At 72.2% G+C, this 13,576-nt stretch carries 12 protein-coding genes; 6 read left to right on the top strand and 6 right to left on the bottom strand.

The window, feature by feature from the left end; translation table 11 throughout:
* Positions 1-132: 132 nt before the first annotated feature.
* From P3L51_RS30650 to fxsA, 3 genes are all read left to right on the top strand, one after another.
* Positions 133-1,773, top strand: a complete 1,641-nt coding sequence (locus tag P3L51_RS30650; RefSeq protein WP_354608587.1) for an amidohydrolase — start codon at positions 133-135, stop codon at positions 1,771-1,773.
* Between the two features lie 553 nt (positions 1,774-2,326).
* Positions 2,327-3,094 (top strand): polyprenol monophosphomannose synthase, encoded by a 768-nt coding sequence (locus tag P3L51_RS30645; RefSeq protein WP_354608586.1) that lies wholly within the window; start codon positions 2,327-2,329, stop codon positions 3,092-3,094.
* A 50-nt stretch (positions 3,095-3,144) separates the two neighbouring features.
* Entirely contained in the window at positions 3,145-3,753 is a 609-nt protein-coding gene (gene fxsA / locus P3L51_RS30640) for an FxsA family membrane protein (RefSeq protein ID WP_354608585.1), read from the top strand.
* 100 nt (positions 3,754-3,853) lie between these two features.
* On the opposite strand, the gene P3L51_RS30635 is transcribed toward fxsA, so the two are convergent.
* The 4 genes from P3L51_RS30635 to yczE form a co-directional block, all read right to left on the bottom strand.
* Entirely contained in the window at positions 3,854-4,228 is a 375-nt protein-coding gene (locus tag P3L51_RS30635) for an RNA polymerase-binding protein RbpA (protein WP_003959706.1), read from the bottom strand.
* A gap of 254 nt (positions 4,229-4,482) precedes the next feature.
* Positions 4,483-5,841: an MFS transporter gene (locus tag P3L51_RS30630; protein ID WP_354608584.1), complete on the bottom strand. Its 1,359-nt coding sequence runs from the start codon at positions 5,839-5,841 to the stop codon at positions 4,483-4,485.
* Positions 5,842-5,887: 46 nt separating this feature from the next.
* On the bottom strand, positions 5,888-6,652 hold the full coding sequence (locus P3L51_RS30625; protein WP_354608583.1) for a glycerophosphodiester phosphodiesterase family protein: 765 nt from the start codon (positions 6,650-6,652) through the stop codon (positions 5,888-5,890).
* On the bottom strand, positions 6,649-7,317 hold the full coding sequence (gene yczE, locus P3L51_RS30620; protein WP_354608582.1) for a membrane protein YczE: 669 nt from the start codon (positions 7,315-7,317) through the stop codon (positions 6,649-6,651). Before yczE ends, P3L51_RS30625 begins: the two co-directional genes overlap by 4 nt.
* 127 nt (positions 7,318-7,444) lie before the next feature.
* Here yczE and P3L51_RS30615 point away from each other — a divergent pair, with 127 nt between their 5' ends.
* Positions 7,445-8,953 carry an SCO1417 family PLP biosynthesis transcription factor gene (locus P3L51_RS30615; RefSeq protein WP_354608581.1) on the top strand — a complete coding sequence of 503 codons (1,509 nt, stop codon included), beginning with the start codon at positions 7,445-7,447 and terminating at the stop codon, positions 8,951-8,953.
* A 34-nt stretch (positions 8,954-8,987) separates the two neighbouring features.
* On the opposite strand, the gene P3L51_RS30610 is transcribed toward P3L51_RS30615, so the two are convergent.
* Positions 8,988-10,634 (bottom strand): hypothetical protein, encoded by a 1,647-nt coding sequence (locus tag P3L51_RS30610; protein ID WP_354608580.1) that lies wholly within the window; start codon positions 10,632-10,634, stop codon positions 8,988-8,990.
* A 55-nt stretch (positions 10,635-10,689) separates the two neighbouring features.
* The gene (locus P3L51_RS30605; protein ID WP_189109156.1) at positions 10,690-10,884 is read right to left on the bottom strand and encodes a hypothetical protein; all 195 of its coding nucleotides are present in this window, start codon (positions 10,882-10,884) and stop codon (positions 10,690-10,692) included.
* 261 nt (positions 10,885-11,145) lie between these two features.
* Here P3L51_RS30605 and P3L51_RS30600 point away from each other — a divergent pair, with 261 nt between their 5' ends.
* Together P3L51_RS30600 and P3L51_RS30595 are read left to right on the top strand one after the other, a co-directional pair.
* Complete coding sequence (locus P3L51_RS30600; RefSeq protein WP_354608579.1) at positions 11,146-11,577, top strand: ankyrin repeat domain-containing protein; 432 nt, start codon at positions 11,146-11,148, stop codon at positions 11,575-11,577.
* 205 nt (positions 11,578-11,782) lie between these two features.
* Entirely contained in the window at positions 11,783-13,201 is a 1,419-nt protein-coding gene (locus tag P3L51_RS30595) for a HEAT repeat domain-containing protein (RefSeq protein ID WP_354608578.1), read from the top strand.
* Positions 13,202-13,576: the final 375 nt, after the last annotated feature.

Below are 13,576 nucleotides of genomic sequence, written 5' to 3'. Positions count from 1 at the left end.
CGCTCTCCCTTTCGACACCGCCGCGCCCCTTCGGCTCACTCGGCGCGAACGCGGGTAGCTCCCCGTACCCCTGCGTACCCCTGCGTACCCCTGCGTGCCCCCGCCGGGCCGCGAGGCGGGAGACTGGGCGGCATGAACGATCGCGCCGCCCCCCAGAGCGACCCCCGCACCGTGCTGCTGCGCGGTGGAGACGTCCACAGCCCCGCCGACCCCTTCGCCACGGCGATGGTCGTCGAACGCGGTCATGTGGCCTGGGTCGGCTCCGAAGGCGCCGCCGACTCCTTCGCCTCCGGTGTCGACGAGACCGTCGACCTCGAAGGCGCCCTCGTCACCCCCGCGTTCACCGACGCGCACGTCCACACCACCGCCACCGGCCTCGCCCTCACCGGACTCGACCTGTCCGGCGCCGGGACCCTGGGTGACGCGCTCGCGCTCGTACGCGCCCACCGCACCGCGCACCCCGGCGACCGGGTGCTCCTCGGCCACGGCTGGGACGCAGCGCGCTGGCCCGAGCGCCGGGCGCCCACCCGCCGGGAACTCGACGAGGCGGCCGGCGGGCGGCCGCTCTACCTGACGCGCGTCGACGTCCACTCGGCCGTGGTGACCACCGCCCTGCTCGACCTGGTGCCAGGCGTCGGCGAACTGGCCGGATTCCAGCCCGACGCCCCGCTGACCGGCGACGCGCACCACGCCGTACGCGCCGCCGCGCACGCCTCCGTGACCCCCGCGCAACGCACCGAGGCGCAGCGCGCCGCGCGTGCCCGCGCGGCCTCGCTCGGTATCGGCACGCTCCACGAGTGCGCCGGCCCCGACATCTCCGCCGAGGACGACTTCACCGGCCTGCTCCGGCTCGCCGAGGACGAGACGGGCCCGCGTGTCCACGGCTACTGGGCCGAGCGGATCAGCGACGACAAGGGCGCGGCACGCGTCCGCGAACTCGGCGCCGTCGGCGCGGCGGGCGACCTCTTCGTGGACGGTTCGCTCGGTTCGCACACCGCGTGGCTGCACGAGCCGTACGCGGACGCGCCCCACACCGGCGCCGCGCACCTCGACGCGGCCGACATCGCCGCCCATGTCACGGCCTGCACCGAGGCCGGTCTCCAGGCCGGCTTCCACGCCATCGGAGACGCCGCGATCAGCGCGGTCGTCGCCGGGACGCGCGCCGCCGCCGAGACGCTCGGCCTCGCCCGGATCCGGGCCGCCCGCCACCGGGTCGAGCACGCCGAGATGCTCACCCCCGAGACGATCGCCGCCTTCGCCGAACTCGGCCTGACCGCCTCCGTCCAGCCCGCGTTCGACGCGGCGTGGGGCGGTACGCAGGGCATGTACGCCGACCGGCTCGGCGAGGCGCGCGCCGGCACCCTCAACCCGTACGCCGCCCTGCTGCGCGCCGGCGTCCCGCTCGCCTTCGGCTCGGACAGCCCGGTGACCGCGCTCGACCCCTGGGGCACCATCAGGGCCGCCGCCTTCCACCGCACACCCGCCCACCGGATCTCCGTGCGCGCCGCCTTCACCGCCCATACGCGCGGCGGGGGCCGCGCCGCCGGCCGCGACGACACCGGGGTGCTCGTGCCCGGCGCGCCCGCCGACTACGCGGTCTGGCGCACCGAGGAGCTGATCGTCCAGGCCCCCGACGACCGGGTCTCCCGCTGGTCCACCGACCCGCGTTCGGGCACGCCCGGCCTGCCCGATCTGACCCCCGGCGCGGCCCTGCCGGTCTGTCTGCGGACCGTCGTGGGCGGGCGAACGGTGTTCGTGCGACCGAACGAGTGATGTACCCGCGTCTCCGTACCGCCGACCGATACTTACCGGCCACTGTCGCGACCAGCGGATCTTCCCCGCCGACCTGCTGAAACGGGCAAATGCCGCAGGTCAAAGGAGTATTGACAGCAAGCACTCACCGGCCGGTAGGTTCGGCCGGGTCCACCGAAGGACGTCCGACCGGCAACTCCCACGCAGTCGTCGAACGCCGCTGGGTCATGGGGTGGTGTGCCGCACCGGCGCACCACCACCGGGAGCCAGGTTCAGCGCCCGCGCCTCGGGGGCGGGGGAAGGTCTCTGCCGGTCGGCGGGTGCGACCCGGGTAGGGCCCCGGCGTTCAGTAGACAACGGCTTTCGGTCGACCCGCAGCCGGCGGGTCCCAGGTCGGCCCGAAGGACGCCGGGACCCGATCCGTAGATCCCCGGATCTCCCCGCCCGGCCACCGCGCCGCCGGATTCCGGCCGCCCGCGCCCCATCCCGTACGACACCCCGCCACCGTGTGGGCGGCGACCCGTCGCGTGCTCGCTAAGGTGGTACTTCTGCGTACGGCGATTAAGGGGCAGTTGTGAACGACGGTGGTCAGAGGCAGTACGGCCCGCTCGGCGCAGCCTTGGTGATCATCCCGACCTTCAACGAGGCGGAGAACATCAAACGGATCATCGGCCGCGTGCGCGCGGCGGTCCCGGAGGCCGACATTCTCGTGGCCGACGACAACAGCCCCGACGGCACGGGAAAGATCGCCGACGAACTCGCCGCCGACGACAGCCAGGTCCACGTCCTGCACCGCAAGGGCAAGGAAGGACTCGGCGCGGCCTATCTGGCGGGCTTCCACTGGGGCATGGAGCACGGCTACGGCGTCCTGGTCGAGATGGACGCCGACGGCTCCCACCAGCCCGAGGAACTGCCCCGGCTGCTGACCGCCCTCAAGGGCGCCGACCTCGTGCTCGGCTCGCGCTGGGTGCCCGGCGGCCGGGTGGTCAACTGGCCGAGGACCCGGGAGATGATCTCCCGCGGCGGCAGCACGTACTCACGCGCGCTGCTCGGCCTGCCGCTGCGCGACATCACCGGCGGGTTCCGTGCCTTCCGTACGGAGACGCTCGACCGGCTCGGTCTCGACGAGGTCGCCTCGCAGGGCTACTGCTTCCAGGTCGACCTCGCGCGCCGTGCCGTGGAGGCCGGCTGCCATGTCGTGGAGGTGCCCATCACCTTCGTCGACCGCGAGCTGGGCGACTCCAAGATGAGCCGGGACATCCTCGTGGAAGCGCTCTGGCGGGTCACCGCGTGGGGTGTCGGGACGCGGACCAATCGCATGCTCGGGCGCAAGCCCCTCTGATCCGGCCGCCCCGTACGACAACGCGGGCCGCGCCCAGGCACACTGGAATCATGACGACCGGCGCACCGCCTCCCGCGGCTCCGCAGCGCTCACGCGCGCGCAAAATTGTCCCTCTGGGCATCGCCCTCTGGCTGGTGCTCGAAATCTGGCTGCTGACCGTCGTGGCCGACGCGACGAACGCGCTGACCGTGCTGGCGCTGCTGATCGGCGCCGGCATCCTCGGCTCGGTGGTCGTGAAGCGGGCGGGCCGCCGGGCCTTCCGGAATCTCACCGAGACCCTTCAGCAGGCCCAGCGGCAGCAGCAGAACCCCGGCGCCGAGAACGCCGACGAGAGCGCCAACACCAGCTCCGGCAACGGCTTCCTGATGCTGGGCGGCCTGCTGATCATGCTGCCCGGGCTGATCTCCGACGCCTTCGGCCTGGTCCTGCTGATCCCGCCGGTACGGTCGCTGCTGAGCCGCCGGGTCGAGCGCTCGCTGGAGCGCCGTATGCGCGCCGCGGGCCCCGGTGGTCTCGGCGACGCCTTCCAGCAGGCTCAGCAGGCCAGGATGTCCCGCCCGGACGGCAAGGTCGTCCAGGGCGAGGTCATCAAGAACGACGAGCCGGGGCCGCCGCGCGATCCCGGCCAGGACGGACCCCGCCCGCCCCTGACGCCCTGAGGCGCTGACGCCCCGAGAGCCGGGAAAGCCGTGGGCCGCGACACAGTGTGTGTCGCGGCCCACGGCTTCTCGCATGTGCTGTTGTGGCGGTGCTACAGGGTCAGGCCGATTTCCGGCTGTCCCTCGGATGCACCGCGATGTTCATGGCGCCGGAGCGCAGGACGGCCAGCCTTTCGGCCAGCACCTCCTCCAACTCCTCGCGTGTGCGCCGCTCCATGAGCATGTCCCAGTGCGTACGCGCAGGCTTGCCCTTCTTCTCCTCGGGACCATCCCCGTCAACCAGGAGTGCCTGGGCGCCACACGCCTTGCACTCCCACTCCGGCGGAATTTCCGCCTCTACCGAAAACGGCATCTCAAATCGATGGCCGTTCTGGCATGCGTACTCCACCGCCTGGCGCGGGGCCAGATCGATGCCGCGGTCCGTCTCGTAGCTGGTAACCACAAGTCGCGTGCCGCGGAGAGCTCGCTCACTCATGAATCGTGCCTCCCGGGCTTGTCGCCCACAGGACAGGTGTCGCTGTCGTCGTCTTCCGGTCAACGTCCGGTCGGCGGTAAAGATTCCCGTCGCGGGTCATACGTCGCCGTCGTGCCGCCCCTTGTTGTACCCACCAGTGCCCGGTTTGTCACATCTGGTGCGGGATGTCAGCCGACGTTGTCGTTTCTGTGACACGCAGTAACGGTCCGGCTGACAGGCCAACGGCGTACACTACCGCGCTTTCACTTCCACGTCTAAATCCGTTCCGGTACGGGGTTCCCCGCCTCGATCACGGCCCGGCGGACCGGCACCCGCGCGAGCAGCGCGAACCCGATCACGAAGAAGATCACCAGAGAGAGAATCGCGTCCCGGTAGCTGCCGGTGACCTGATAGGCGAGGCCGAACACCAGGGGCCCCAGCCAGCTCAGCCCGCGGTCACTCATCTCGTACGCGGCGAAGTACTCGGCCTCCTTGCCGCGCGGCACCAGGTGCGAGAACAGCGAACGCGACAGCGCCTGACTCCCGCCGAGCACCATGCCGATCGCGGCGGCGAGACCGAAGAACCAGACCGGCTCCCCGGCGGGCAGGAAGTATCCGGCGCCCAGGATCAGCGTCCAGACGGCCAGCGAGGCGAGAATCGTCCGTTTGGCCCCGTGCGTCCGCGCCAGCCGGCCCATGCCGAGCGCGCCCGCCACCGCCAGGATCTGCACCAGCAGCACGGCCGTGATCAGCGTCGTCTGGTCGAGCCCCAGCTCCTCGGAGCCGTAGATCGAGGCCTGGGAGATCACCGTCTGCACGCCGTCGTTGTAGATCAGATAGGCGAGCAGGAAGGAGAGCGTGAGGGGATGGCGGCGCATGTCGCGCAAGGTGGCCATCAGCTGGCGCCAGCCCGTACCGACCGAGCCCCCGCCCGGGTGACCCCCCTCCTTCACGACCCGCCGGTCGCGCAGCCTGCTCAGTGGCACCAGCGTGAAGGCGCCCCACCAGACGCCGGCGGAGGCCAGGCAGATCCGCACGGCCGTCGACTCCGAGACGCCGAACGACTCGTGGCCGGTGTAGAGGATCAGGTTCAGCACGAGGACGAAGGCGCCCGAGGTGTAGCCGAAGGCCCAGCCGCGTGAGGAGACGGCGTCGCGCTCCTCGGGCGTGGCTATCTGCGGCAGATAGGCGTTGTAGAGCGCCATGGACACCGACAGCGAGGCGTTCGCGACGATCAGCAGGGCGACACCCAGCAGATAACGGTCGCCGTCCAGGAAGAACATGCCGGCCGTGGCCGTCGACCCGACGTACGCCGCGGCGGCGAGGAGCGGCTTCTTGCGCCCTGTACGGTCCGCCACCGCGCCGGCCAGCGGCATCAGCAGCACGGCCACCACGATCGAGACGGACACCGAGTACGCGAAGACGGAACCGGCCCGCACCGGGATGCCCAGCGGATGGACGAAACCGTCGGCGTCGGCGGCGGCCTTCGCCACGGACGTCAGATACGGCCCGAGGAAGACGGTGACGACGCTCGTCGAGTAGACGGAGCACGCGAAGTCGTAGAAGTACCAGCCGCGCTGCTCACGTATGCGGCCCGTCTCGTCGTCGGTCAGGTCCGCGGTGTCGGCGGTCACCCCGCGCCCCCTCGTTCGTCGTCCCCGTGGGGGAGATCCGTAACCGTCAGTGCCAGGCCCCGCGCTCGGTGAACACCGCGCGCAGCGTCTCCAGTTGATCGGTCATGATGCCATCCACCCCGAGGTCCAGGAGCGCCCGCATCCGATCCGCCTCGTTGATCGTCCAGACATGCACCTGCAGACCACGGGCGTGCGCCGTCCTGACGAAGCGTTCGTCGACCACCCGCACGCCGCTCTGGTCCGGTGGGACCTGCGCGCACACGGCGCCCGCGCGTACGGGCGCGGGCACTCTGTACGAACGCAGCCGCAGACCGAGCACCCCGCGCACGCCGTACGACGTGGCCAGCCGGGGACCCGCCAGCCGCTGCGCCCGCGCGACCCGCGCCTCCGAGAACGAGCCCACGCACACCCGGTCCCAGCTGTCCGTCCGCCGGACCAGCTCGATCAGCGGGCGCAGGGCGGGCTCCGCCTTCATGTCGACATTCCAGCGGGCGTCCGGGAACTCCTCCAGAAGGTCCTCGAAGAGCGCGAGCGGTTCGCGGCCGCCGACCCTGGCCCGGCTCACCTCGCTCCACGGCAGCTCGGAGATCCGGCCGCGCAGATCGGTGACCCGGTCGAGCGTCTCGTCGTGGAACGCGACGAGACGGCCGTCGGCCGTGGTGTGCACGTCGGTCTCGAAGTAGCGGTAACCGAGTCCGGCGGCGCGCCGGAACGCTGCCGCCGTGTTCTCGAACCCGTCGGCCGCGCCGCCCCGGTGGGCGAACGGGATCGGCGACGGATGGTCCAGATAGGGATGGCGTACGGGAGTCACGGCCGAAGTATGGCCTGCTCCGGAGAACCCTCGGCGACGACCGCGCCGCCGTCGTCCGTCGGCGGGACGACGAAGACGCGCAGGAACAGCTGCGCGAGCGGCCCGATCGCCAGCGCGTAGGCGATCGTGCCGATCCCGACGGAACCGCCGAGCACGAAACCGGTGGCGACGACCGCCACCTCGATCCCGGTACGGACCAGCCGCACCGACCGGCCGGTGAGGCGGTGCAGCCCCGTCATCAGGCCGTCACGGGGGCCGGGGCCGAAACGGGCGGCTATGTAGAGACCCGTGGCCACCCCGTTGAGGACGATGCCGCCGATCAGCAGCGGGATCTGCACCGCCAGACCGCGGCCGTCCGGGATCAGGGCCAGGGCGGCGTCCATCGCGATGCCGACGACGAAGACGTTGGAGACCGTGCCGAGCCCGGGACGCTGCCGGATCGGGATCCACAGCAGCAGCACGACCGCGCCCACGGCGATCGAGACGACGCCCATCGTCAGCCCGGTGAGCTCGGACAGGCCCTGGTGCAGCACACCCCACGGCTCCAGCCCGAGACCGCCCCTGACCAGCAGGGCCGCGCTCACGCCGTACAGCGTCAGACCGGCGTAGAGCTGGAGGAGCCGGCGGGGGAGCCGCCGTCCACGGAGAGCGGGCGCGATGGACAAGGTGCTGTCCTCCAGGAGTGGAAGGGGTGGAAAGAGCGGAGTGGAAGGAGTGGACTGGTACGTGTCACTCTGTGGCGGGGTGGCATCGGCCAACCATGGCCAATTCGGGGAAGGTGGACTGATTTCCATGACGCAGTGGACTTCGGCGGTCGGAGCGGCACAGCTCGCGCGACAGCTCAACGCCCAACAGCCGCGCCCCGCCGGCCCCGGCACCCGTCGGCCGCCCGCCTACCGCGCCCTCGCCGACGGCGTCCGGCTGCTCGTCCTCGAAGGCCGGGTGCCGGTCGCCGCCCGCCTCCCCGCCGAACGCGAGCTGGCCCTCGCGCTCTCCGTCAGCCGTACGACGGTCGCCGCCGCCTACGAGGCCCTGCGAGCCGAGGGCTTCCTGGAGTCCCGCAGGGGCGCCGGCAGCTGGACCGCCGTACCGGCCGGGAACCCGCTGCCCGCCCGCGGCCTCGAACCGCTGCCGCCGGACTCCCTCGGCTCGATGATCGACCTCGGCTGCGCCGCGCTGACGGCGCCCGAGCCCTGGCTCACCCGCGCCGTACAGGGCGCGCTGGAGGAACTGGCGCCGTACGCGGTCACCCACGGCGACTATCCGGCGGGGCTGCCCGCGCTGCGCCAGACCCTCGCCGACCGGTACACCGCGCGCGGTATCCCGACCATGCCCGAGCAGATCATGGTCACCACCGGCGCGATGGGCGCGATCGACGCGATCTGTCATCTCTTCGCCGGGCGCGGCGAGCGCGTCGCCGTCGAGTCGCCCAGCTACGCGAACATCCTCCAACTGATGCGCGAGGCGGGGGCCCGCCTCGTCCCCGTCGCCATGGCCGAGGGACTGGCCGGCTGGGACCTGCCGCGCTGGCGCCAGGTACTGAGGGACGCCGCGCCCCGGCTCGCGTACGTCGTCGCCGACTTCCACAACCCGACGGGCGCCCTGGCCACCGAGGACCAGCGCAGACAGCTGGTCGAGGCGGCGCGCTCGGCGGGGACCGTGCTCGTCGCGGACGAGACGATGTCCGAGCTGTATCTGGACGGGGACCGGCCGGGCGCCGAACTGCCGCCGCCGGTCTGCGCGTTCGACCCCGCCGGCAGCACGGTCCTCACCGTCGGCTCCGCCAGCAAGGCGTTCTGGGCGGGCATGCGCATCGGCTGGGTGCGGGCCGCGCCCGAGGTCATCCGCTCGCTCGTCTCAGCCCGCGCCTACGCCGACCTCGGCACCCCCGTGCTCGAACAGCTCGCGATCAACTGGCTGATGGGCGGCGGCGGCTGGGAGCAGGCGGTCGAGGTCCGGCGAGCGCAGGGCAGGGAGAACCGCGACGCGCTGGTGGCCGCCGTCCGCAGGGAGCTGCCGAGCTGGGAGTTCGACGTGCCGCGCGGCGGACTGACGCTGTGGGTGCGCACCGGGGGACTGTCGGGCTCGCGGATCGCCGAGGTGGGCGAGCGGGTCGGCGTACGGGTGCCGGGCGGGCCGCGCTTCGGGGTCGACGGGGCCTTCGAGGGGTACGTACGGCTGCCGTTCACCGTCGGGGGCCCCGTCGCCGACGAGGCGGCCGTACGGCTGGCCGCAGCCGCCCGCCTCGTGGAGAGCGGCGCGCGCGCCGGCACGGACACGCCACGCACCTTCGTCGCCTGACCGGCGCCCCGCGCGCGTACGCAAGCCGGGGGAGTCAGCCCTCGGCGGGTACGGCGGTGGGCATCGGCGCCGAGCTCTGGCGCGGCTGCTGCTGTTGCACCTGAACGGTCGGGGAGCCGGACTCCGGGCCTGGTTCGGGCGACCGGGCGGCGGCGGCCGTCGACCCGTCGAGCGGTGTGTGCCGGTCCGGCAGCAGGTCCAGCACCGCCCGCCGGTGCGCGTCGCTCGTGGCGTCGTCGTACGGATCGGGTGTCGCCGGGACCTGGAGTCTGAGCACCGGTCCGGTGCCGAGCCGCGCGTAGCCACGCCCGGTGGGGATGTCCGGGGTGGGAATGGTGTGCGGCGGCGCTCCGAGAACCGCCTCCAACTCCTCGCGCGTGGCGGCGCCCAGCGCGACCCGGGCGCGGGTGTGCGTCCGCACGGTCTCGCCGAGCATGTCCAGGGTCTCGAACTGTTCCGCCACGACCACCGTCACGTTCGCGGCTCTGCCGTGCCGCAACGGCACCTGGAGCAGCTCCTGTGGATCGGGCCGCCCGTCGGCGACCGCCAGATGGGCGAAGGCGCTCGGCCGGTCCAGCAGGAGCCAGAGCGGGCGCTTGGTGTCCTCGGGGACGGCGTGCCCGGACTGCCGGGCGCGGTTGGCGGCGATCAGCCGCCGCTGTGTCTCGTTGGCGGCCCATTCGAGACCGGAGAGCGCGCCCGAGAGCCCGCACTCCACGGCGAGGACGCCCGTACGCCCGCCGAGGCTGGCGTACTCACCGGTCCCGTTGCCCTCCACGATCACCACGTCGCCGTGCGCGAGCGCCTGGAGGGCGATCGAGCGGAGCAGACTCGTGGTGCCGCTTCCGGGGTGCCCGACGGCGAGCAGATGCGGCTCGGTCGAGCGGGCTCCCGTACGCCAGACCACCGGAGGGGCGTCACGGGTCTCGTCGCCCTCCATGACCGGCACGGTGCGCCGGACGGCGTCGGCGTCGGTGAAGCCGAGCACCGTCTCGCCGGGGGCGGTGACGAAGCGCTGGGCGGCGATGCCGGTGGGAAGCGGGGACAGCACGCTCATGACGAGCTCGTTGCCCTCCTCGTCCCAGTCGAAGAGATACTCCCGGCCGCGCCCGGACTTCGCGTGCAGCAGATGCTCGATCCGGACGCGGGAGGAGTACTCGCCGTCGGTGAAGTACGGCGGATACGACACCCGCAGCCGGGTGAGACGCCCGTCGGCGTCGAACTCGTACTCGTCGAACGCCTTGTCCCACTCCCCGCCGTGGGCGAAGAGCGGGGACGGGTCCTCCGGCACGGAGAAGTACGGCACCAGCGCCTCGTAGAGAGAGCGCAGGCGCTGGAGCTCCGCGTCGTCGGGCCCGGTCCGCGCCGGCGTGCGGTCGCGGCCCGTCCAGCCGGCCACCGCCATCACCGAGATGAGGGCGAGGAGCGGTCCGTACGGGACGAGCGCGACCACCAGGACGACGGCCACGACCAGGAACAGCGCGGGACCACGCCGGTCCTTGGGCGTGGCCGCCCATTTCTGCCGTCCCGTGCCGGCCAGCAGACGCAGACCACGGGTGATCGTGATCAGCGGATGGAGGACGTCGGTGGCGCTGTCGGCGGCCGAGCGGGCCATCTCTCGGCTGCGAGCGATGTGAGCGCTGCCGCTGCTCAGAATGCGGGGGAGTGGTCGCCGGGCCACGTCTGTCTCCTGAAGGTGCGGATGGTGCTGAATGTGCTGAGGGGATGGCAGGCGGTCAGAACTTGATCCCGCCCAGTAGGCCGGCGAGGCTGGCGCCTCCGGCCGTGATGCTCGGGGCGATGGCCGTGCCCGCGAGATAGAAGCCGAAGAGCGCGCACACGAGCGCGTGGGACGCCTTGAGTCCGTCCTTCCTGAAGAAGAGGAAGACGATGATTCCGAGCAGCACGACGCCTGACATGGACAGGATCATGAGGGGTTCTCCTGGTTGAGGGGGACAGTCACCATGAGTTGTTCCATGCTCACAGTAAGTATCTATGTGATAAAAGGTGCAAGTGGGTGAAATTCCTGGAATTTCACTGAACCGGCGGACAGCGGAACCTCGTGTACCGCTTGCTGCGGCCTCCGTCGCCCGGAGCCGCCCGCCGGGCAGTAATCTGTCGATTCACCCGTACGGCTGCGCAGTCGTGCGTCCCAGGTCAGCGGTATCAGCGGCAGGAGAGGCGGTTCACCGATGAGCGAGGCCCCCGAGGGCGCGGTCCCGGACGGCGCTGCCGACGCCGCTCCCGACAGCGATGTCGTCGAACTGGCGACGAAGGTCTTCGACCTCGCCCGCCGGGGCGAGACCGAGCTGCTCGCCGCCTACGTCGACGCCGGTGTCCCCGCGAACCTCACCAACGACCGGGGCGACTCCCTGGTCATGCTCGCCTCTTACCACGGGCACGCGCCCGCGGTGGCGGCACTGCTCTCGCGCGGCGCCGAGGCCGACCGTCCCAACGACCGCGGGCAGACCCCACTGGCCGGCGCCGTCTTCAAGGGCGAGGACGCCGTGATCCGCGCGCTGCTCACCGGCGGGGCCGACCCGGCGGCGGGAACACCCTCCGCCGTGGATACGGCGCGGATGTTCGGGAAGACGGACCTGCTGGAGCTCTTCGGAGCGCGGTGAAGGGAGGCGTCGTAAATGTGGTCGCGGTGGCGAAATGGGTGGGTCATCATGACGTCGGGCCCGGAAGGGGCCACCGACGAGAGGCAGAGGAAGATGGTCTACACCAAGCAGGAGACGACGGTCGAGCGATGTTGTCGCGCGGCCTAGGCAGCCTAGGCATCCCCACCCCCCGGTTGCGTCGACAGCTTGATGTGAGGCTCTCCCCATGTTCGATCCAGTCATAGCGCCGAGCGGCACGCTGCTCGGCCTGCTGCAAAGGGGGCGCGGCGACGGCACTCTGCACGCGCTGGCCGCACCCCGTGCCGAGGCGCTCAACGCCCTCAACCACTGCGTGATGAACGACCCGCGCCACGACTGGCAGGTCGAGAACCGCTCCCTCTACTACGCGCGTCTCTATCTCGACCTCCACGGCGATCTCGAACCGCTCGAACACCACCTCTTCCGTGCCGAGGACCACTTCGACACCGAGGAGTCGCGCACCGGGCTCGCCCTCGCCGTACTGGGCCACCTCGCCTCCTACGGACGAGACGACGCCCTGGCGCTCCTGCGCCGGTACGCCGCGTCGGGATCCAACTGGACCTGGGCGCTCGACGAACTGGCGCTGCGCGACGACGACGCGGGCCTGCGGTCGCTCGCTCCCACGATCCTCGCCAGGTTCCCCGCGACGGCCGAGGGCGACGCGGAGCTGGCCACGGCCCTCCAGGGCGCCTTCGAGCCGCGGCCCTGGCGGCTCTGGGCCGACGACCCGCGCGAGACGGTCGCCGCCCGCGTCAGGGCGGCACGGGAACGGGGCTCCTTCGACCGATGGCAGCAGCAGCTGCGGCCCAGCGGACCGCGCCCCGGCTGGAGTGTGCAGGCCGTCTTCGAATGGGCCCAGGACGGCCTCGAACGAGGCACGACCCTGCACGTGCCCGCCGCGCGCTGTCTGACCGCGGTCGCCGGACCCGACGACCGCGCCGCGATCGTCGAAGCCGGCCGCAGTGGACCCGACGGCGCACGCTCGGCGGCGCTGCACTACCTCGCCGAGGCCCGCGATCCCGCCGTGCTCGACCTGATCGAGGCCGCGGCGACCGACCCGTCGGAGAGCCTCGCCGAAGCCGCCGTCGCCGCCTTCGAGCGCATGTGCGGCGAGGCCGCGGTCGACCGGGCGCGCGGCTGGGTGCACCGGCCCGACGCCCTCGGCGCCTCGGCCGCGGGTGTCCTCGCCTCACGAGGCGGCGCGCAGGACGCCCAACTGGTGCTCGGCGCACTCCGGGAGGCCGTACGGTCCGACGGACCCGACGCGCCCCGCCTGTGGACCCTCGTCGACGGCACCGGACGGCTCGGCATCGGCTGCGCCGCACCCGTGCTGCGGCACGTGTACCGGGAGACCGCCTCCTCACAGCTGCGCGGCCGTACGGCCAGGGCGCTGGCCGCCACCGACCCCTCGTACGCCACCGGGTTCGCCGTCGAATGCCTCTGGGACTGCGAGGAGACCACCAGAGAGGTCGCCGCGCTGCACGCCGAGACCGGTGATGTGCGGGTGGCCGACCGGCTGCGGCGGCTCGCGGCCGATCCGGCCGAGGAGGCCGAGGTGCAGACCGCCGTACGGAGCCGGATCGGGCCGGACGCGCCCGCCGTCTGACACCGCCCCGCCCGGGGCGCCGGGCGGGGGCACAGCGGGGGCCCGTCCGCGCGGAAACCGCCGCGGAGGCCCCGGCGGGCGGGTTCTACCGAAGAGGTATGGCCGTACGGGCTCCACCAGGTGAACCGCGCGGCGCGGGCCGTTTGCGATCAGGGGCGCGAGCGGACCAGGACCGTCTTTCGGCCTGCTCACCGGCCCCGGAGACCAATGCTCACGGGACGTTCCCCACGTGGAAAGATCCACGTTGGCGGGACCACCCTCGGTGGGGCGACAACACGAGTATGCGTGTCGTCATCGTCACAGAATCCTTCCCGCCCGATGTGAACGGCGTGGCGCACTGCGCCCTCCAGACCCTGTCTCTTATACACATCTCCG

The organism is Streptomyces panacea (assembly GCF_040560175.1).
GTDB lineage: Bacteria > Actinomycetota > Actinomycetes > Streptomycetales > Streptomycetaceae > Streptomyces > Streptomyces panacea.
Note: the sequence above shows the minus strand (reverse complement) of the source record. Positions and strands in the feature narration are given on the sequence as shown.

What these genes read in the sequence shown, in the direction of transcription:
- P3L51_RS30650 (WP_354608587.1), top strand. Translation starts at nt 133, where the DNA reads ATGAACGATCGCGCCGCCCCCCAGAGCGACCCCCGCACCGTGCTGCTG.
- fxsA (WP_354608585.1), top strand. Translation starts at nt 3,145, where the DNA reads ATGACGACCGGCGCACCGCCTCCCGCGGCTCCGCAGCGCTCACGCGCG.
- P3L51_RS30635 (WP_003959706.1), bottom strand. Translation starts at nt 4,228, where the DNA reads ATGAGTGAGCGAGCTCTCCGCGGCACGCGACTTGTGGTTACCAGCTAC.
- P3L51_RS30615 (WP_354608581.1), top strand. Translation starts at nt 7,445, where the DNA reads ATGACGCAGTGGACTTCGGCGGTCGGAGCGGCACAGCTCGCGCGACAG.
- P3L51_RS30605 (WP_189109156.1), bottom strand. Translation starts at nt 10,884, where the DNA reads ATGATCCTGTCCATGTCAGGCGTCGTGCTGCTCGGAATCATCGTCTTC.
- P3L51_RS30600 (WP_354608579.1), top strand. Translation starts at nt 11,146, where the DNA reads ATGAGCGAGGCCCCCGAGGGCGCGGTCCCGGACGGCGCTGCCGACGCC.
- P3L51_RS30595 (WP_354608578.1), top strand. Translation starts at nt 11,783, where the DNA reads ATGTTCGATCCAGTCATAGCGCCGAGCGGCACGCTGCTCGGCCTGCTG.